Source organism: Nocardia cyriacigeorgica (genome assembly GCF_005863245.1).
In the GTDB taxonomy this organism is placed as follows: Bacteria; Actinomycetota; Actinomycetes; order Mycobacteriales; family Mycobacteriaceae; genus Nocardia; species Nocardia cyriacigeorgica_C.
Genome location: NZ_VBUT01000011.1, coordinates 194,946 through 212,318 on the forward strand (window position 1 = coordinate 194,946; position 17,373 = coordinate 212,318).

The following is a 17,373-nucleotide window of genomic DNA, read 5'->3' on the forward strand; positions in this document are numbered from 1 at the left end:
TCCCCCCCTTGCCAGTCCGCCGCCCGCTCTCATGCCGACGCTCGAGGCCACACCTGCGACGATGGTCGACCCGTCGAACTTCCCGGTCTGAGCCCAACTCGCGAGACTTCCGCCTACGGCCGCCCCGATCCTGGCTCCGATCGGACCACCGAAATACGCACCAACAGCTCCGCCGGCCAACGGCAGAACAACCCCAGCCGAGGCGACTGCCGCCTTCTTCAACCACCCAAACATCAGAGGCCTCCACTATCAGTCGGCAGCCATGGTGCTCGCGTACCAAGGTCATCGGAGCGGAACAGGGGCGCGTTCGACAGCACCGTGGTGGCCGCAACTCCCTGTTCCACGCTCGAGTGATAGTCCACGCGCCATATACCCTTCCGAACCCACTCATTGTCGAAGATCCCCAATGCTGGGAACCCTTATCGTGGGCGCACGGGTGAGGATTGTTCGGAGACCACAGCATTGGCAGGCGGTGATGCTGCCTGCCGAGGCTCGCCGGTCACCGACGGACATGGGAGGGCAGCCGGAATGGACGTCCACCAGCGACCACACACCCGCGCCGTGGACCGGAAGCGCCGCCGGTGTGCCCGCTCGACGGGTGCCGCACGATGACCAGTGCGGAAGTGTGGCCGACAGCCGAAATGCCGGCTACGAACGTAGAACACGACACCGATGACGGCCTCGCTACACCGAGTCCCTGGTCGCCGCCATCCGGCCGCTCACGCGCGGGGGCAGGCACACGACCGGCGTCAACCGGTACCGACGGCGCACCCGCGAATCCGGCCGGCCCGAGCGCGGTGGCCGGCCGCGACACGTCTGCCGCGACCACCCCGCGCGAGAACGCGCCATCGGCAATCCTCCCATCAGCCGGATCGGTGTCCTCCCCGACAGCCACCGTGGCGCCGGCTTCTTCGGCGGGCTTACCGGCTGATATCCCGATCGAAACGGGCCGCACCACCTCTGGAGAGCCGGCAATCGAGCGAGAGTCCTCGGCGCAGGACGGTCCGGACCTGCTCGCCCAGCTCGAGCCTGCCCTTTCCGCCGGCTCACAGATGCTGCCGATGCTCGCTTCGGCGTTGTCGGGCCTTACCGGCAACAACAACGGCGATTCCACGGGGAAAACCGCAGCGACAACGTCCGCACCGACGACGACGAACGCGGCTGCCGCACCGGCTACGGTCACTCGCGAAAAGCCGGGCGAACGCGACTCCACCGCCGGCACCGAAGGCGCAGGCACGGCGGCCACCACCGCCGACGCTATCGCGGGGAGCCTTTCGCCCGAGGCTCAGCGTGCGATCAAGGCTTTACGTCTCTTGGCAGCGGCCTACGGCGATGGCAATCCGACCGATCCCGAGGTGATCGAACTACGAAAAATGCTGGGGCTCACTCCCGGTAGTGGCGGCGCAGTAACCGGAAGCCGCGCCCAGCAGCTGTTCCAACGCACCGCCGCGACTGCTTTCAACAACCTCGACAACCAGCTCGCCCAGTACGTCTCGAGTCTGGCGGGCAACCACAAGGTCGACCGGAAGAAGCTGACGCAGCTCATCCGGGAGGTCAATGTCGCGCTGGCCGAACTCGGCCCGCATGCGTATACGCGCGAAGGCCATGCCAAGGTACATCAAATCCTCACGCGCGCTTTGCAGAAGGCCCATACGATCGTCTCGGCCGGGCAGTCGGCCACCAAGGACATGGCCGCCCACGTCCAACGCCTCACCGCCCAGTACCTCTGGAACATCAATGGGCAGCAACAGCCGTCCGTGGGTGGTGCCGCCGGATCCGGGTACAGCCCGTCCACTGTCGGGCAAGGCGGTTCGGTCGGCCAGTGGATCCAGCAGGCCATGGATATCCTGCGCCAGTCGGGCACGGACATGAGCAAGGTGGATCCTGCCGCGATTGCGATCATCGCCCAGTACGAGTCGACCAACAATCCGCAAGCGATCAATCTGACCGACAGCAATGCCGCGAAGGGAACGCCGTCGAAGGGCTTGATGCAAACCGTCGACGGGACGTTCCGCCAGTACGCGCTGCCCGGCTACAACGACATCTGGAATCCGGTACACAACATCATTGCAAGCGTGCGCTATTCGCTCGACCGCTATGGCTCGCTAGGCAACGTTCCCGGGGTCAAGGCAGTCCGCGCCGGCGGCCGGTACGTAGGGTACTGACCGTGGCAGTGCCCACTGTCGATACCGGCCCTGTCGAACCGGCACCTGGGCGCAGAGAACGCCGCCCACGCGCGGGAAGCACGGGCTCGGGCCCTCCTCGAGCGCCCGCGGGAAACGCCGGTGCATTAGCGCCGAGCTCTGCAACCGGGGCGGCACCTGCCAAGCCGGGTCCGCAGTCAGGCGGCACACCCACTCCGACACCGCCTTCCACCGCGCCCGGCGTGATCTCGGCCGTCCCGGACGCCCGGCCTGCTGGCGTCGCGGCGACCGGTGCGGAGGTCGGCACTTTACCCGCCGCCCTGGTCGGGGTGGCCGCGCCGGCGATGGCGGCGCTCGCCGCCATCGCCGGCCGGTACGGAGACGGCACACCCTCCACGTCCACGGGCCACAGCTATGCGCCACCCCTCGTCAGCACCGGAGCACCGACCGGACCCTTGCGTTTGGGCGGCGAAATGGGCTCGCAGTACGGCCTCCACGAGGGCAATACTTCTCGTCGAGTCGAGGCGCTCGGCAATTTGAACGTCGAGCTAGAGCGGATCTTGGGCGACGCCGCGAAGTCCACGGCTCAAGGCCGGGCGGCAATCAGCGCGCTCATCGCCGATGTCAACACGGCGCTGACCGCCTTGGGGCCGGTGGCGGACACGCCCGAGGGCCAGCAGATGGTGATCGCCACTCTCGGCTCGGCGCTACAGCGCGCTGGGGCCGTTCTCGGAAATGGTCAGGCCAACGCTGCGGTGTCCGCGGACCGTGTAGCCGCGCTCGCCGGCCGATATGTCCGGGAGTCACGGCCCCAGCCACCTACACCTCGTCGGCGCCGACGAAACCGGCCGGGCCGCGGCGGTGCCGGGACCGGGCCACCTCGGACGATGCCTACCGGGCAACAGAGCCAGTGGATCGACCAGGCCATGCGCGTATTGGCCGAAAACGGCTACGACACCAGCCAGATCGACCGCTCCGCGATCGCGGCGATAATCCAGCACGAATCCAGCGGCAATCCGCACGCGATCAACCTGTGGGACAGCAATGCGGCGGCCGGCATCCCCTCGAAGGGATTGATGCAGACCATCGACCCGACCTTCGACGCCTATTCGCTGCCGGGGCACCGCGATATCTGGAATCCGGTGGACAACATCATCGCTGGGGTGCGCTACTCCATCGATCGCTACGGATCGGTCAGCAACGTGCCTGGCATCGCGAGCATGCGCGAGGGTGGGGCGTACATGGGCTACTGAGCTCGGATCCCGTCTGTCAGTTCGCTACACCGGCAAGAACCCGTTTCGCCCTGGCATCTCCGTCGCCAGGAATCTCCAGCACCGCGAATCTGCCGGACGCCGGGTCAGCGGTGACAACACGCGGCTGGACCACCGCGGTACATTGTGCGGTGGCCGGGTCGACGGCGGCGCATGTCCAGTTCACCGCGATTCCGACCCGAGTGGGCGCGTGATCGCGGTAGTCCCAGAAGATCAGATCGCCCGGCGATACCGCGTCGAGCCGAACGCGCTGGCCGCACCGCCCTTGTCCGGCAATGGTGTTGGGCAGATCGACAACAATCTGGTCAGCGGTCTGGGCGCAAGATCCCGTCGGCAACGTATATCTGGACTGTTCTGTCAGTGACGCCGCACCTTCACTGCCGGACACATCACCTCCGGAAGGCAGGACGCAGCGGCCCGTCGACAATGCCGCGGACGCCTCGTAGACGACCTCCCGGGTCATCTCCGCAGGAGCCGAGGTGGCTCCGTCCGCGCGGGCACCCACCCGCGCCAGGGCAAGCTCGCGGGCACACTCGACCGCAAACCCGGTATTCGTCTTCCGGCTCGCCGGCGTCTGTAGCGGGGCGGATGTCATCGCCGAGAGGCAGTCACGATGCCAATCGGAGATCTCGGTGTCGTCGGGAGCAACCGTCACCGACGCGTATGGGTTGGTCGTCGGTACCTCCGAGGGATCCCAGTCTCCCTCGGAATCGCACACAGTGGAGTTGGGAGTCGATGTGGTGGTCACCGAAGGATCCGGCCCGATCGCGCTGTCACATTGGCAGTTGAAGAACCGCTCGCCCGAGCTCGAACTCACCCCGGCGAATGACGCAACCACAACGAAGAGGAACCCTATGACCACCGCAATGCCAGCGACAACGGCCATCAATAGCCATTTCATACGCTCGCTCGATCCTGACGTCGCGTGACCTCGTTGTGCATGCCGACTCGACCTGCGCTACGGAACCCGGGGACGCGGCGGGGCGATATCGGTACCCGTCGCTCCCTCGCCTTGAGTGTGGCGTTCGAGTCGTCTCGCGCCACCGACCTGCCGGCGAAGCTCGCGAACCGCATCGTGGGCCTGGCGCCTCGCCGCGCCTTCCTGGATATCCCGAAGCGGAGTCTCATTGATCCGATCGACTGAGCGCAGAATGTCCATCGCGTAGCCGTTATCGAGCCAGGACATGATTCTGCCTGCACTGATGCGGCCCTCCTCAGTGCTGTACGGGTTGTCGACTTCATTGCCGTCCTGATCCCGCATGAGCCCGTCTTGCCTGCGCTGGAGTTCTTTGATGCGCCACAGATCCGGGTCCGCCAGGTACTGATTAGCGATTGCTTCTTCGGCGGGGGTCAACGCAACACCACCACTTCGCTGGGTACGCAAGTTCACCGCGGCCATCTCCAGCGCATACAGATTCGCTTCTGTCGGGTTGCTCTCGAATTGACGGGTCAGCGCCTCGACCTTCGCGAGCGGTTTGGCCTTCGCCGGCTCGTCCTGCGTGCGCCGTTCGCCGTATACGTGGGCACCGATGGCGTCCATCATGATCTGATGATCGGTAAAACCGCTCATTTCTAGCGCGGCCAGCAGATCGCCCTCTCCGGCCCCACCCTTCTCGACCGCCCATTGGATGGCGATAGCAGCACCACGAGCAGTGTCGACCCCGCTGGGAATGTTGATACGGTCGGGTGTGCGAGTATTCGCCGTCGTGTTCCAGCCGCGAATACGTTCGGCCGCATGCAACTCCAAGCCCTCCCGCGCCGCCTCCGCGAACTGGACACGATTGAGGAAGCTCGCCGGATACGCTCCCGCCATATGCGATTGAGTCCAGCCGGCGATCTGAGTCCTTCGCATTCGCTCCGCTCTGCGTGCCGCCGGGTTCAGCGGGCTGACACTGCCTAACAGCCACGCGGCGACGGGCGAGTTGTTGATCGTTGACACCGCGCCCATGCCTGCGAGCAAGGCCGCACCGGGCCCCATCGAGTTGGTGACTCCGGCGAGCCCCATTCCCGAGCCGCCGGAACCGCCTCCACCTCCTGCACCGGCACCGCTGCGCCCGCCCTGCATGACGCTCGAGAATCGTTGAGCGATCCATTCGTTGCCGCGCGTAAGACTGTTGTTCAACCTACCCAGCTGCGCGACACCGACGACCTGAACTATTGATCCGATAACCAGGACGGGAATCACCTGGCCTCCCGCCTGCTCGAAAACCTTGCCCAGAATCAGCAGGTACAGACTGAGGAACACCGTGTTGATCGCCATTCGCGCGCCCGCTATCAGAGCGTCGGCGGCGTTGCGTGCCATGAATGTTTGGGTAGGACCATAGATGAACCCGCCGGCGGCGAGTCCGAAGATCATCATGAATCCGTGATAGATCGCATCGAGGGCAGCCCAGATGATGCGGATCGCCATGTACGCCGCGAAATACATCATGATGAGTGCGGACAGCAATATGAGAATACCCGCGCCCACCTGCCCGACGGTCGGCTCGGATGACATCGCGTAGGCATAGCCACCGTCACCGCAGTTCTCCAGCAGGTCGCGCGTGGTGTTGCCGCTGCCCGACCGGATCCCGTCGGACCACGCCTGCTTGCAGCCAGGAATGGTATCGAGCACATAGCCGAAGTTCCACACCTGCAACGGTTTCCTGGCGAAATTGTCGACCGCATCGGCATTCATGCTCGCCACCAACTGGTCCGGATCGGCTGCCGAGTTACCGTGCAGACCGGCAGCTACCGATAGTCCGAGATCGCGCCCCTGGATCAGCACTCCGTGCGAAGACAGGATGTCGGCAAGCGGATCGGCCAAGAAGATCGGACCGAGCATCGCAACGCCGACCATCGTCACGATCTGGGAGGCCGCCTTGGCGTGCAATCCACGAGCCAGGAACACGCCCACGATGACCGCGCCGATCGTGACCGCCGTGACCAGCATGATCGATGTCGCGATCTGATTGGTGAAACTGTTGGCGACCCCCTTCATCACGTTGCCGATCAGGTCCAGCCAGACGAAGCTCAGCACCCAGCCGAGCAGCCACAACACTGCGCCGACGATGACGAGCCAGCCGGCGAAGATCAGTCCGATCACCAGACCGACTGCGGCTTTCGCTGGGTTGAACAGGCTGTTGCCGATGTTGACGACGAACATGTAGTCGGCCAGTTCGACGCCCGAAGAATCGCGCACTCCCAGGGAACTCAGCGCGCTGTTGGCAGCAGAGCTGGCGGCCAGGTTGCTGGTCCCCGCCGTGGCCACGGCACCGACCAGTCCCGGAAACACGAACAGCGCGAACAGCGCCCCCAGCAGCGAGACCGTCCATCGTCTGCGCCGCGTAGCACAGACCCACTTCCGGCCCCTGGCAGCGACAGTGCTGGGACGCCAGCGGCTGATGTCCCAGGCCGCGAGGTCCCAGCCGATCACGGCACGGCCTGTCGTTCCAGCGCGGCCATCTGCTTGGGGCCCGCCGCCATCGGCGTACTGGTGATCGCCGCCGCGCGATCCGGTCGCGCCGGCCCGAGCACCTTCCCGCGCCCGATCCGGTTCAGCGCATCGCGCATGAACATCTCACCGCGTCGCTCCTCGGGCACCTGTCGTCCCTGTCCGACCGGAGGAGATGTCTCCTCGCGCAACACCTGGAGCATGAACGGCGCTTCCTTCAGATCCACCCCCACCCATTCCAGGCTGTTGCGCGCCAAGGTCTCGTCGCGCTGCCGGAAGACGAATCGGTTCGGGATCAGATTGTGTGCCGCGCCTTGGAAGTCGGTCGCGGGGTCGTGGGAAGCGAGACCGATCGCCGCGAGGTGCTTACGTCCGTCTCGACTGAAGTCCGAGGTCACTGCCGCGCCGACCTGGGTTTGGGTGAAATGGTGGGCTTCGTCTCCGACGAGCAGCCCGAAGCGGCCGTTGTCGGAGAGAAATGCTTCTCGCGCTGCGACGCCGACCAACTCGTAGAGCGCCGTGCCCAGACGCTTGGTCAACGGCAATCGGTTGTACAGATGGGGTGTGGTGAGCTCTTCCGCGGTCGGAAGCGCGAGCTTGTGGCTGCGCACTACCGTCGCCGCGGCGTCCAAGCGCAGCGGTGGGAGATCCGGATCGAACAGCACCGGTACGCGATCGACGATCGTCGCCAGACGCGCCGCCAGATCGGCGTACTCATCGCCGAGGCCGCGATCCTCGCGCAGTCGCCGCGCCACCATGAACAGGTCGAGCAAGCTGCGGATATTGTGCTCGACAATGCCTTTCGGGGTCAACAAGCTACTGACCGCAGCGCCTGCACCGCTCGTGGGCGAGAGATCCAAGAGCGGCAGGATCGAGTCCAGTGTCCGCTCCCCCGCCACCGAGGGATCGAACAAGCGCAGCGGATCCAGCGACACCGTGGGACTGGTCAGGTCGACGATCACGGCGTCGTCGATCGTCGACGCGAAATACTCCCACTCCCCGACCTGGCTTCGATCCAGGGCCAGGAACTGACCGCCCATGTCATGCACGAGAACGGCCATGAGCTTCAGGAAATACGATTTGCCCGAACCCAATTCGCCCGTTACCGCGAACGATGCCGAGAGGTCGTGCAGCGCGGCTTCCATGATCCCGAAATGGATCGGTTCGAAGTTGCCGGACAGCAGGTTGACGCCGATGACCGGCCCGCTGTCGTCACCGATCTGATTGGTGGTGAACGGTACGAAGCCGGCCCACATATCCGATGGGACGATGTGGGCGAAGTCGTCATAGGCCCGCCGCGCCGGGCTGCCCGGAATCATCATCGACCAGAGGTCGACCTGAGCGCCGACCGGCGCGGTCAGATCGACCTGGAAACGCTTGTAGCGCCGCTTGATCTGGTTGACGGCATTGAGCGTGGTATCACGCGAACCGCTGCCAACCGCGATCACCGTGGTGAACGAAACCTCCGATTCACCACCATTGACCTCGAAATGGTTGTTGTATTCGCTGAGTAGCTGCGCCTTGGCCATCAGCGTGTTCTGCGCGAACGAGACCTCCTGATCGCGCTGATCCATCTGCTCACCGAGACGGCGCAGATTCAGTTCATTGCTCTTCAACACCTGATCCGCGGGCCGGGTCGACACCCGGATGGCCCAGTCGACGGTGACCTCGTCGATACCTTCCAGCAGGTTGAGGAACTCGCTGCCACCGGGAAATGTCATCCCCCCGTAGGGGAATGAGAGCGGCGTCAAGATTGTCTGATACGACGGCCATGCCGCTTCATCGGGCTGCACGACCTTGATCACCGGGCTGAACGACGGACGCAGCCGACGGCCGCTATCGGCTTGTGCGCCCTCGTCCAGAGCCGCCGAACGGAACACTGCGGCGGTCGCGTCCTCCAGTGCCCCGATCCTGGTCGGCGCCACCGGTTCGCTGAGCGCGCCGCGCGAGAGGTAGTGCTCCCACAGCCATTGGAACAACGCGGCCGGGACCGGGACCGGGTCGAAGTCGTCTCCGATCCGGGACAGGATGTCGGCTGCGGTGGAATCGTAGGAGTCCATGTCGGCCCGCGATATCGCGGACGGATCAACCGTCGCGCCGCTGCTCCACATGCGCGACAGCGCCGACATCGGCGTACCAACAGTGCCTACCGGGATGGAGAGCATGTGGATCCGTGTCCGAGGTCGAATCGCGCGGATACGCTCGTATGCCGCGACGGATTCGATGGCGTAGTCCTCGCATTCGTCGAGGTCCACACCCTCCACCATCTTGCTCAACACGTCGCGGGTGTTGAGTTGCGCCTGAATGCCCAGCAGCAACGAGCCGTCCGGCAGATTGTTGATCAAGGCATGATGGGCCATCTTGACGTCATGCTTGTCGCTGGCCTTACGCAGTCCGTACCCCAGCGGGCTGATGAAGTAGGTCGCCGTGACCAGACCCATCGTGGTGAACTGTAGGTTCCCCCGGATCGCTGCGGTCGGCTGTAGATCTTGACCCAGCCCCATCAGACCGCCTCTGCACCGTTGCCCGAAATTATTCTCCGGTTGCCATCCACCAGTTCGCGCAACCAGCCGCCGGCAGGCAGGGCCGGCTGCGGACGCCGCTCATGCGTAGGTCGATCTGGAAACACCACCACCACCGTCTCCGAAACGAACACCGTATTCCGCGACGACTCCTCCGTCACCGGCATCCCCGACGCCGACACCGGCTTTCGGATGAAGATGAGCCGGGCGAACCACAGCGCCCGTGACGTCAGCCGGACGCCGGTATACGGGATCAATCCGAACAAGAACACCGCGAGGATCGCGACAGCTGTGCCCGCGAAGAATGTCACCGCCGGGTTCACCGGCAGGCTCATCGCGAACGTTCCCGTCACCGCCATCACCACGACCCCTGCGCCCACCTGCGGCAAGGTGTACGGCCCGAAGGGCAGTTTCTGGCCGTTCTGGGCCTTGCCGACCACCACCGGGACGCGTTTGATCGGCGTGAAAACCTTGATGACCTGAGCCATCAGTACGCGCCCACCGGGGAATCGGGGACCACCGTGTTCACTTCCCAGCGGGCGTGGTTGATCAGGGTGGGAAGCAGCCAGATCAGCACGCCGGCCAGGATGGCCGAACCTGCCACCGTCAGCACTTTGGCGGGTGACAGTTTGGATTTGGCGCCCTCACTGATGAGGGTGCCGATGCCGATGATGGCGATCAGGATGAGTCCGGCGGCGCGGACGAACTGCAGGATTACCAGCAAAACGCCGGTCAGATTGCTACCCATTGTGCACTCATTTCGCCGATCACTTGTGCGTCGCTGGTGGGATGGCCGCCGTGGACGACGGCGCTGACGTGGTGGGGCCGGCCGCCTGCTCCTTCGAGCCTTCGGCGATCACGGCAAAGGGTTCTACGAGCGCGGGCACCTGGTCCATCGTCTGGACCTGCCATTGGCCGCCGTTGTTGATCATGGTCAGCGGGTATTCCAGGGCGGCCACCTCTGATCCCGTGGCCGACGGGGTTACCGACGCCAGCACCCGGATCTTCGAACCGCTTTTCCCGCAACCGGAATCGTCGGCGTTGACCGAGACCAGGTCGGCCTTGGTGTACGGCGGCGGCGCCAGCGCGGTGATGCCCGAACCCTGCGCGATATAGCGGGTGATATCGCCCGAACCCGTGAGGAACGCGGCGAGGAAACCGGAGGCCACCGTGGAGACCGGCGCGTCGGCCGGGCAGGTGGTCTTGTAGGTGGTGGCCAGATCGAGGCCGAGGCCCGGCGGGGTGACGGCGGCCGGTAGTCCGAGCGCGCGCAGCCTGCCTTCGGTCAGCGAGACCGCGACGCGATAGAACTGCCTGGCCCCGGCGGTGTTCCCGGAACCGCCGAGCCGTACCGACACCGTGACGGTCCAGACGTCGAGACCGCCTTGGACATCGGTGCGCCGGACGAACACGACCGCCGAATCCGTCACTTGGCGACCGGTTTTCGGTAGTCGCATCGTCGAACTATCGGCGACGAACTCGGCCAGCCGCTCCTTCTGGCTGTCGTTGGAACTCAAGTACGTGACCACGAATTCCTGGGCGAAGGTGCCGGCCAGCTGCGCCCGTCCGACGATGGTCACCGCTTCCTGACCGCTGGTGTCCGGAACGGGTTTGCTGAACAGGAAACTGAAGATCGCATGACCACCGCCGAGCACCGCGAGCACGGCGAGTACGGCGATGACCGCATTGTCGCGGCGGCGTCGCGCGGCCATCCGGCGAAGCAACGCTTCACCCGAATCCACCGAGCTACCGGCCATTGTGCGCACAGTCGAAATCGTAGAGAGCATTGCCGATTCCGACCCGCCGCCCATTCCCAGGCTTGGGGAGTCGGTCAGAATGCGGGACTGTGATTCTGCCGACCCGCCAGCCAGTGCCGCAGCTGATGGTCGTAGCCGATCGGGGTCCGCACCCGGTGCACCGGCAGACCATAACGGGAATCGTCGAGCATGGGCCGTTCGCCGGCGGCGCGCACGAGCTGCCCGATGGCCAGATCGCGGTGCCTGGGCCCTGGATACGGGTGCAGCAGCAGCGACGTCGACTGGTAGTCGCCGCCGTAGTCGAGGGTGCGCATGGTCAACCCGGCCGATTCACCGGCCAGCAGCCGCTCGGCGACCATCGGCAGGCGGGCGCGATCGTCGGGATGGAACACATCGACCGGCCGGAACAGATAGTCCCACCGGATCCACGGCGCGGGGTCGGTGAGCCAATGCGCGATGCTGGCGTGCGAGATCTGGATGACCGCCAGATGTGTGCCCGCCCGGCGATGCGCCTCGCGCAAACCGACATGTTCGAGCGTCGGCGCGCTCACCGTCGTGGTTTCGGAGGTGATGTCCTCGATCAGCAACCAGGCACCGCGGGCCCGCGCGTCGACCCGGGCGCGGATGGTGATCAGCAGTTTCGCGGGCTCGCCGGAGCCGGTGCGGACGGCGGCCTCGAATTGGAGTTTGTCACCGGACTGCGGCCCGTAGAGCAGCGACAGGACCTCGGCGTGCTGGTCGAAGCCGGTGAAGCGATGGAAGATCTCGGCCAGCGACATCCGCGGCACATACTCTTCGGCCACCATCCCCGGCAGCCCGGAGATGCTATTGGGTTGACAGATCATCTGCGCGTCCAGATCCCAGGTCACGCCGACGGCCGGGCGGAGGTCGGGCACCGTTTCCGATCCCGGCCCGAGCCAGATCCGCAGCGCGTGCACCTGGCGCGCAGGCCCGAAAACCGGCCGGATCAGCAGCCGGTGCGGGCCGGACGCGGTGGGGATCGTCAGGTCGACATCCTCGGCGAGCTTCTGCGCCGCATCGATCGCTTCCCCGATGCCCCGGGTGGACAAACTGTCATAGAGCGCAGGCGTTTTCGACAGAATGCGCTGCAACACCCGTCGCCACCCTGCGAACCCCCGAGCTTCGTCCCCCACCGATGCCACCGTCTGCACGTCCGGCGCCAATGTTTCGACCGTCACCCACGGGATCACTGCGCTACTTCCCTCATCCGACTCGCCAGTACCACGTGCGCACCTCGGATGGACTTCCCGAACGCACCGTTGTCACACTGCACAATGTACCGTTATATAGCGGGCCGTTCAATGACTTTCGCAAGTCTGTTCACCCAGTGTGCCGTACAACTGGGCGTGAGCGTTGCCAAACGAGTGATTCACTTCGACGGAACCACCCGTTCAACCACCGGCCATGGCGTAGTCAACAGCGAACCACGCCACGGGAATTCCGTGTCACGTGACAGGGGCTTGCGCCGCCTGAGATGATCAGCCCTGTGCGGACAGGGCGAGAACGCCCGCGCCGCAGAGAATCGCGTTCTCCCCCAGGTCGGAGGGCACGACCCGCAAGCCGGGCAGGAAGCTGAGCCGCGCATGGGTGGCCACCGCGGCATTCATGGGTTTCCACAGCGCCGAGCCGGGCGCGGCGAGGCTACCGCTCAGCACCACCAGATCGATGTCCAGCAGGGCAGTCACCGAGGAAATCGCCTGGCCAAGCGCGGTTCCGGCGCGGCCGAGGGCGGCTACAGCCACCTCCTGGCCCGCGCCGGCGTCCGCGATCAACTGCGCGGCACCCTCGCCACTCCAGCCGTTCGCCCGCGCCCAGCGCGCGGCGGATTTGCCGCCGGCGACTGCTTCCAGGCAGCCCCTTCCGCCGCAGTCACAGGCGTCGTCGAAGCCGGGCACGAGCACGTGACCGATGTGCCCGCCGTTACCGGTACGTCCGACGACGGTCAGACCGCCGACCTGCACGCCACCCGCGATCCGATCCGAGACCGAGATGGACAGCGCGTCCGGTACCTCGGCGGTGGCGCCGAGGTACCGTTCGGCCAGCGCCAGGCACACCCCGTCCAAGGCGAGCTGAATCCCCGCCCCTGGAAACATCTCCTCCACCGCGCCGAGGATGCCGAACCCCGACTGCCAGTCCGAAACATCGCTCGGCGCAACGACACCCGCGGCCATATCGATCGGCCCGGTGGAGGCGATACCGACGCCGACGACGTCGCCACCGGCGACGACCTCGGCGAGTAGTTCAGCGCACCGATCCCACGCGGCACGAGCAGGCACCGGGATCTCATGGATCTCCATCAGTCCCTCGTCCGGGTCCACGCGGGTGGCCGCGAACCTGGACGTGCCGATTTCCAATGCCACATAGGTCATGAACTACGTTCTCCTACAACGTATCCGGCCCTGACAACGAGGCAGGATGATCAGTGCGCGCCGGTCCCGGCCGGCCGCAGTGGACGCCCGAGAACCAGGTGCCGACGCGGCGCGCCGGTCGCTGATTCGATCCGGCTCGGACGTGGACCATTTCGGATGATCCGCATCGGACGCTTGTTGTCCAGCGCCGCGACACGGTGTTTGTCCAAGTCGTCTACCACATGACCGGACGCGTCGTACGCGGTTCCGGCCCAGATCATCGAACGCGGGTAATCGCCACGGGCGATGAGCATTTCCGCCAATTGCCGGCATTGCGCCAGCACCGGGCACCCGCTACAGGTGTTGACCGCGGTCCGCCACGCTTCGGGCGTGCCCGCGTCCAGATCCCAGTTGTCGGGAGTGTCCGCGCATGGCGGGCGGGTGGTGGACCTGGCGGGGATGGTGGTGATCCGCGGCGCCGCGAGATCATCGCGGTCGAGCAGATCTGTCCGAGCAGTTGTCATGGCAATCTCCGGGAAGCCGAGGGCACGCCGATATCGACGCGTGTCCGTGGTCGCGCGAGCGCGCTGGGGAGTCATCGGAGCTGCTCGACAGTCTCCGGAAACCAGCTCGAGAGCCGGTCAACGCACGTTAACCGACGGTTGGTCTGGGAGCAAGCGAATCTGCCGTCAGGTAACGGGACATTGATCAACTAGTTACCTTCCGTACCGGCATGTAACGGCACATTTCGCCACGGTCCGTTTTTCTACGGGCACGATTGTGGTTTCCTAGTAGGCATGGCAGCAGAGGCGGAGTACACGATCGACGAACTGGCGCGGGTAGCCGATACCACCGTGCGCAGCGTGCGCGTGTACCACGAACGGGGGCTCTTGCCGTCACCCGATGTTCGGGGACGGATCGGCTACTACGGGTCCGACCACTTGAACCGGCTGCAAACGATCAGCCGGTTACTCGGGCGGGGCATGAAGCTCAACGGCATCCGCGAACTGCTCGATGCCTGGGATCGCGGCGACGGCCTGGCCGACGTGCTCGGGGTCGCCGATCAGCCGGCCGCCGAGCCGTCGAACGGCTCACGGCCGCCCGACGAGCCGAAGGAACGCGAGCCGCAACCGGAGCTACCGGACTATGTGAAGCAGGCCCTGGCCGCCAGCGACGACCCCCTCGACGCCTACCGGGTGACCAATCCACGCTGCTGCGATCTGGCGACCCGGCTCAGCGACGCCGGGCTCGCGGTGGACGCGACCTTCCAGTTCGTCGAGCGGCTGCGTGCCGACTGCGACCGGATCGCCGACCGGTACGCCTCGGAGGTCTTCTACCTGCTGGCAGGCCAGAGCTATGAACAGTCGGCCCGCACCCCCAAGGACCGGACCAAGCTCGAAACCGATCTGGCCATCGCCCGCCTGATCGCCACCCGCGCCGCCTCCGAATTGATCGATCAGGCCTTCGCCCGGCACGCCGAACTGCCTGCGCCGATGGCCACCGACGGCGTCTGACCTCGACCGCAAAAAAGCCCCTGACCACACCGGTCAGGGGCTTGTTTCGATGGTCGGGGTGACAGGATTCGAACCTGCGACCCTCCGCTCCCAAAGCGGGACTGTAAGAACCTCAGCACCAGGTCAGAGCCATTTTCGTCGTGAGTTGTAGTCCAAGTTGTGGGCTACGACCACAAGGAACCGGCCATGATCAAGCCCGCCCAACCGCCCGCACCCGCCGAGGCGCCGCCCCGCTTCCACAGCCACGACCGGCCCCGCTGCATCGACTGCGGGGACGAGTCGGGCCCATGGGTGCCGACAGGTGATCACTGCGAGCACGGTGTGCAGACGTTCCGCTTCCTGCCGTGCGCCGAGGCGGCGGCCCAGTGATCGCCCGCATCCTCGCCGCCGCGCTCGTCGCCGCCGGTCTCCTCGCCCTCACTGCGGGCACGGCGCGCGCCGGCGTCCCCGCACCGACTGGCCCGCACCCTGTCGGCCGCGTCGACACCGTGCTCGACCGCGACGGCCGACCGATACCAGTGTCGATCTGGTACCCGACCACCGCGACCGGCACCGCGCCGTACATTCCGGCGAGCACCGCGGTCGTGCGCGCGCAGCTGGCGGCCGAGGCTGCGCTGTGGCTGCACACCCCTGCCGCCGCTCCGACGATGGCGACCAGTGTGCTGCCCGTCGCGGAGGGCGGCCCGCTCGCCGGTGACCGCCTGCCCGCCATCGTCTGGTCGCCCGGCATGGGCACACCACGCTGGCTCGCGTCCGGGCTGCTGATGGACCTCGCCTCACGCGGGTACGTCGTCGTCGCGATCGACCACACCGGCGAGTCTCCAGCGGTCGAGATCCGCGGCCAGATACGCACTGGCACCCCGCCGACGTCCGGCGATCCTGCCTACATGCGCACCCAGCTCGACACCCGCGTCGCCGACGCGCGCCTCGTGCTCGACCAGCTCGACGCGCTGCCCGTCGTCGGCGGCCATCTCGACCACAGCCGGGTCGCGATGGCCGGGCACAGCTACGGCGGGCAGACCGCGGTCGGTACCGCCGCGGCCGATGCCCGGGTGCGGTCGGTGATCGTGCTCGACGGGTCAGCCGCGTGGGATGGTGTCGGCCCGGCGCCCGATATCGACCGGCCGGTACTGCTGCTCGCAAACGGGATGATGGTGCACGCCTCATGGCTGGGCACCGACGCGGTGATCGGCACGCTTGAGGGTGCCGGGCACTACACGCCGACGGACCTGCCATGGTTCGGTGGGAGGGCGGAGTTCTGCGGGACGATCGATCCAGCCGTCGGGGCGCGACTCACGCGCAATGTGGTGGCGGCGTGGATCGAGGGCACGCCGATGCCCGAGGATCCGGTGCTGCGCTGGCGGTGATGACCGGCGGCCTGGTAACGGACCCTGTCCGGGTGCGGATGCACATGGAGAAATCCAGGACGAGGAGCCCCATGAATCCCCAACCGCCCGGGAACCCATCGCACTTCCCTACGCAGGGCATACCCGCGAACCCGGGTATGCCGATGCAGGCGGTGAGCTTGGAGCACCGGCAGCAGGTGCTGATGATGGCTGTGTCAGCGCAAACCGCACAGGGCTCTCAGGTTCTGTCGATGACGCAGACCTCCGCGGTGATGCTCAAGATCGACCAGACGAACCACATCCTGCATGTGCTGCTCACAATCGTCACGTTCGGGCTCTGGTTGATCGTGTGGCTGATCCAGATGAACACCGCAAAGATCCGCCGGTACCAGATCTACGTCGACGAATTCGGCATCGTCCGCTACCTGCCACCACCAATCGATCACGGCTAGGTTCTTCAGGGGTCCGCTGCCCCGGACTAGCATCTCGAACGTGCGTTCGAAAGATGAGTGGCAGCCCACTTGGAGGATCACCGGCCGAACCGGCGTCGACCCCTCCCGGCTCTACCAGAACCCACGCACCGAACGCTGGGAAGTCCCGTCCCCGGTCGAGTGCCCGAACGGGCACCGCTACCGGGGCGGGCACTGCATCGTCGGCACCCATGTGTGCATCCACTGCGGCACACACCGCACCTACACATGCCTCGACTGCGAGGCCGCCGGCATGGTCGGTGTCGTGCAGTGGCCGTCCGCCACCGACCACTGCCAGCAGCATGACTTCGACGGACGCGCGGAACGCGCAATCAGGGATGGAACCGAACTCGGCCCTACCGCGTCACAGTGAGCATGGAACCCATTCAGCTTGAGCCAATCCCGCAGTACGAACCGCCGGCGGAGCCTTACACCGCGCCGAGCGAAGACAGCGCGCGCACCTGGGTGAACTGGCTATCCAAGCAACCGGACTGCCCAGACGACGAGTAGCTCGCGCACATCCGAGCGCCCCGGGAATTTCCCGGGG

The 17,373-nt window shown here is 65.9% G+C and carries 16 protein-coding genes; 7 read left to right on the plus strand and 9 right to left on the minus strand.

Translation table 11 applies throughout. From position 1 onward, the window contains the following. Positions 1-608 precede the first annotated feature (608 nt). Positions 609-2,165, plus strand: a complete 1,557-nt coding sequence (locus FEK34_RS25180; RefSeq protein WP_138451668.1) for a DUF4226 domain-containing protein — start codon at positions 609-611, stop codon at positions 2,163-2,165. A gap of 221 nt (positions 2,166-2,386) precedes the next feature. Further along, a complete protein-coding gene (locus FEK34_RS25185) occupies positions 2,387-3,397 on the plus strand; it encodes a transglycosylase SLT domain-containing protein (RefSeq protein WP_249359594.1) in 1,011 nt (336 codons plus the stop codon). Positions 3,398-3,413: 16 nt separating this feature from the next. On the opposite strand, the gene FEK34_RS25190 is transcribed toward FEK34_RS25185, so the two are convergent. The 9 genes from FEK34_RS25190 to FEK34_RS25230 all read right to left on the minus strand — a co-directional run bounded on the left by FEK34_RS25190 (position 3,414) and on the right by FEK34_RS25230 (position 14,020). Then, positions 3,414-4,316 carry a hypothetical protein gene (locus FEK34_RS25190; protein WP_138451670.1) on the minus strand — a complete coding sequence of 301 codons (903 nt, stop codon included), beginning with the start codon at positions 4,314-4,316 and terminating at the stop codon, positions 3,414-3,416. A 57-nt stretch (positions 4,317-4,373) separates the two neighbouring features. After that, positions 4,374-6,830 (minus strand): hypothetical protein, encoded by a 2,457-nt coding sequence (locus FEK34_RS25195; RefSeq protein WP_138451672.1) that lies wholly within the window; start codon positions 6,828-6,830, stop codon positions 4,374-4,376. Beyond that, on the minus strand, positions 6,827-9,289 hold the full coding sequence (locus tag FEK34_RS25200) for an ATP-binding protein (RefSeq protein WP_138451673.1): 2,463 nt from the start codon (positions 9,287-9,289) through the stop codon (positions 6,827-6,829). Before FEK34_RS25200 ends, FEK34_RS25195 begins: the two co-directional genes overlap by 4 nt. A 62-nt stretch (positions 9,290-9,351) precedes the next feature. Further along, positions 9,352-9,813: a hypothetical protein gene (locus FEK34_RS25205; RefSeq protein WP_249359596.1), complete on the minus strand. Its 462-nt coding sequence runs from the start codon at positions 9,811-9,813 to the stop codon at positions 9,352-9,354. A gap of 44 nt (positions 9,814-9,857) precedes the next feature. After that, positions 9,858-10,118 carry a hypothetical protein gene (locus FEK34_RS25210; RefSeq protein ID WP_014349609.1) on the minus strand — a complete coding sequence of 87 codons (261 nt, stop codon included), beginning with the start codon at positions 10,116-10,118 and terminating at the stop codon, positions 9,858-9,860. 19 nt (positions 10,119-10,137) lie between these two features. Continuing rightward, positions 10,138-11,127: a conjugal transfer protein gene (locus tag FEK34_RS25215; RefSeq protein ID WP_249359607.1), complete on the minus strand. Its 990-nt coding sequence runs from the start codon at positions 11,125-11,127 to the stop codon at positions 10,138-10,140. A gap of 74 nt (positions 11,128-11,201) precedes the next feature. After that, positions 11,202-12,338, minus strand: coding sequence for a GAF domain-containing protein (locus tag FEK34_RS25220; protein ID WP_138451677.1), 1,137 nt, complete (start codon positions 12,336-12,338; stop codon positions 11,202-11,204). A gap of 288 nt (positions 12,339-12,626) precedes the next feature. Next, positions 12,627-13,517: an ROK family protein gene (locus tag FEK34_RS25225; RefSeq protein ID WP_138451679.1), complete on the minus strand. Its 891-nt coding sequence runs from the start codon at positions 13,515-13,517 to the stop codon at positions 12,627-12,629. Between the two features lie 50 nt (positions 13,518-13,567). Beyond that, positions 13,568-14,020: a hypothetical protein gene (locus tag FEK34_RS25230; RefSeq protein WP_138451681.1), complete on the minus strand. Its 453-nt coding sequence runs from the start codon at positions 14,018-14,020 to the stop codon at positions 13,568-13,570. 273 nt (positions 14,021-14,293) lie between these two features. Here FEK34_RS25230 and FEK34_RS25235 point away from each other — a divergent pair, with 273 nt between their 5' ends. The 5 genes from FEK34_RS25235 (at position 14,294) to FEK34_RS25260 (ending at position 17,199) form a co-directional block, all read left to right on the plus strand. Then, positions 14,294-15,010 carry a MerR family transcriptional regulator gene (locus FEK34_RS25235; RefSeq protein ID WP_138451683.1) on the plus strand — a complete coding sequence of 239 codons (717 nt, stop codon included), beginning with the start codon at positions 14,294-14,296 and terminating at the stop codon, positions 15,008-15,010. Positions 15,011-15,196: 186 nt separating this feature from the next. Continuing rightward, positions 15,197-15,379, plus strand: a complete 183-nt coding sequence (locus FEK34_RS25245) for a hypothetical protein (RefSeq protein WP_138451685.1) — start codon at positions 15,197-15,199, stop codon at positions 15,377-15,379. Beyond that, positions 15,376-16,377: an alpha/beta hydrolase family protein gene (locus FEK34_RS25250; RefSeq protein ID WP_138451687.1), complete on the plus strand. Its 1,002-nt coding sequence runs from the start codon at positions 15,376-15,378 to the stop codon at positions 16,375-16,377. The genes FEK34_RS25245 and FEK34_RS25250 overlap by 4 nt, the downstream gene beginning before the upstream one ends. A 137-nt stretch (positions 16,378-16,514) precedes the next feature. After that, positions 16,515-16,808, plus strand: coding sequence for a DUF4234 domain-containing protein (locus FEK34_RS25255; protein WP_138451689.1), 294 nt, complete (start codon positions 16,515-16,517; stop codon positions 16,806-16,808). A gap of 40 nt (positions 16,809-16,848) precedes the next feature. After that, entirely contained in the window at positions 16,849-17,199 is a 351-nt protein-coding gene (locus FEK34_RS25260) for a hypothetical protein (RefSeq protein WP_138451691.1), read from the plus strand. Positions 17,200-17,373: the final 174 nt, after the last annotated feature.

What these genes read in the sequence shown, in the direction of transcription:
- FEK34_RS25180 (WP_138451668.1), top strand. Translation starts at nt 609, where the DNA reads ATGACCAGTGCGGAAGTGTGGCCGACAGCCGAAATGCCGGCTACGAAC.
- FEK34_RS25190 (WP_138451670.1), bottom strand. Translation starts at nt 4,316, where the DNA reads ATGAAATGGCTATTGATGGCCGTTGTCGCTGGCATTGCGGTGGTCATA.
- FEK34_RS25200 (WP_138451673.1), bottom strand. Translation starts at nt 9,289, where the DNA reads ATGGGTCTGGTCACGGCGACCTACTTCATCAGCCCGCTGGGGTACGGA.
- FEK34_RS25210 (WP_014349609.1), bottom strand. Translation starts at nt 10,118, where the DNA reads ATGGGTAGCAATCTGACCGGCGTTTTGCTGGTAATCCTGCAGTTCGTC.
- FEK34_RS25215 (WP_249359607.1), bottom strand. Translation starts at nt 11,127, where the DNA reads ATGGCCGGTAGCTCGGTGGATTCGGGTGAAGCGTTGCTTCGCCGGATG.
- FEK34_RS25225 (WP_138451679.1), bottom strand. Translation starts at nt 13,517, where the DNA reads ATGACCTATGTGGCATTGGAAATCGGCACGTCCAGGTTCGCGGCCACC.
- FEK34_RS25230 (WP_138451681.1), bottom strand. Translation starts at nt 14,020, where the DNA reads ATGACAACTGCTCGGACAGATCTGCTCGACCGCGATGATCTCGCGGCG.
- FEK34_RS25235 (WP_138451683.1), top strand. Translation starts at nt 14,294, where the DNA reads ATGGCAGCAGAGGCGGAGTACACGATCGACGAACTGGCGCGGGTAGCC.
- FEK34_RS25245 (WP_138451685.1), top strand. Translation starts at nt 15,197, where the DNA reads ATGATCAAGCCCGCCCAACCGCCCGCACCCGCCGAGGCGCCGCCCCGC.
- FEK34_RS25255 (WP_138451689.1), top strand. Translation starts at nt 16,515, where the DNA reads ATGCCGATGCAGGCGGTGAGCTTGGAGCACCGGCAGCAGGTGCTGATG.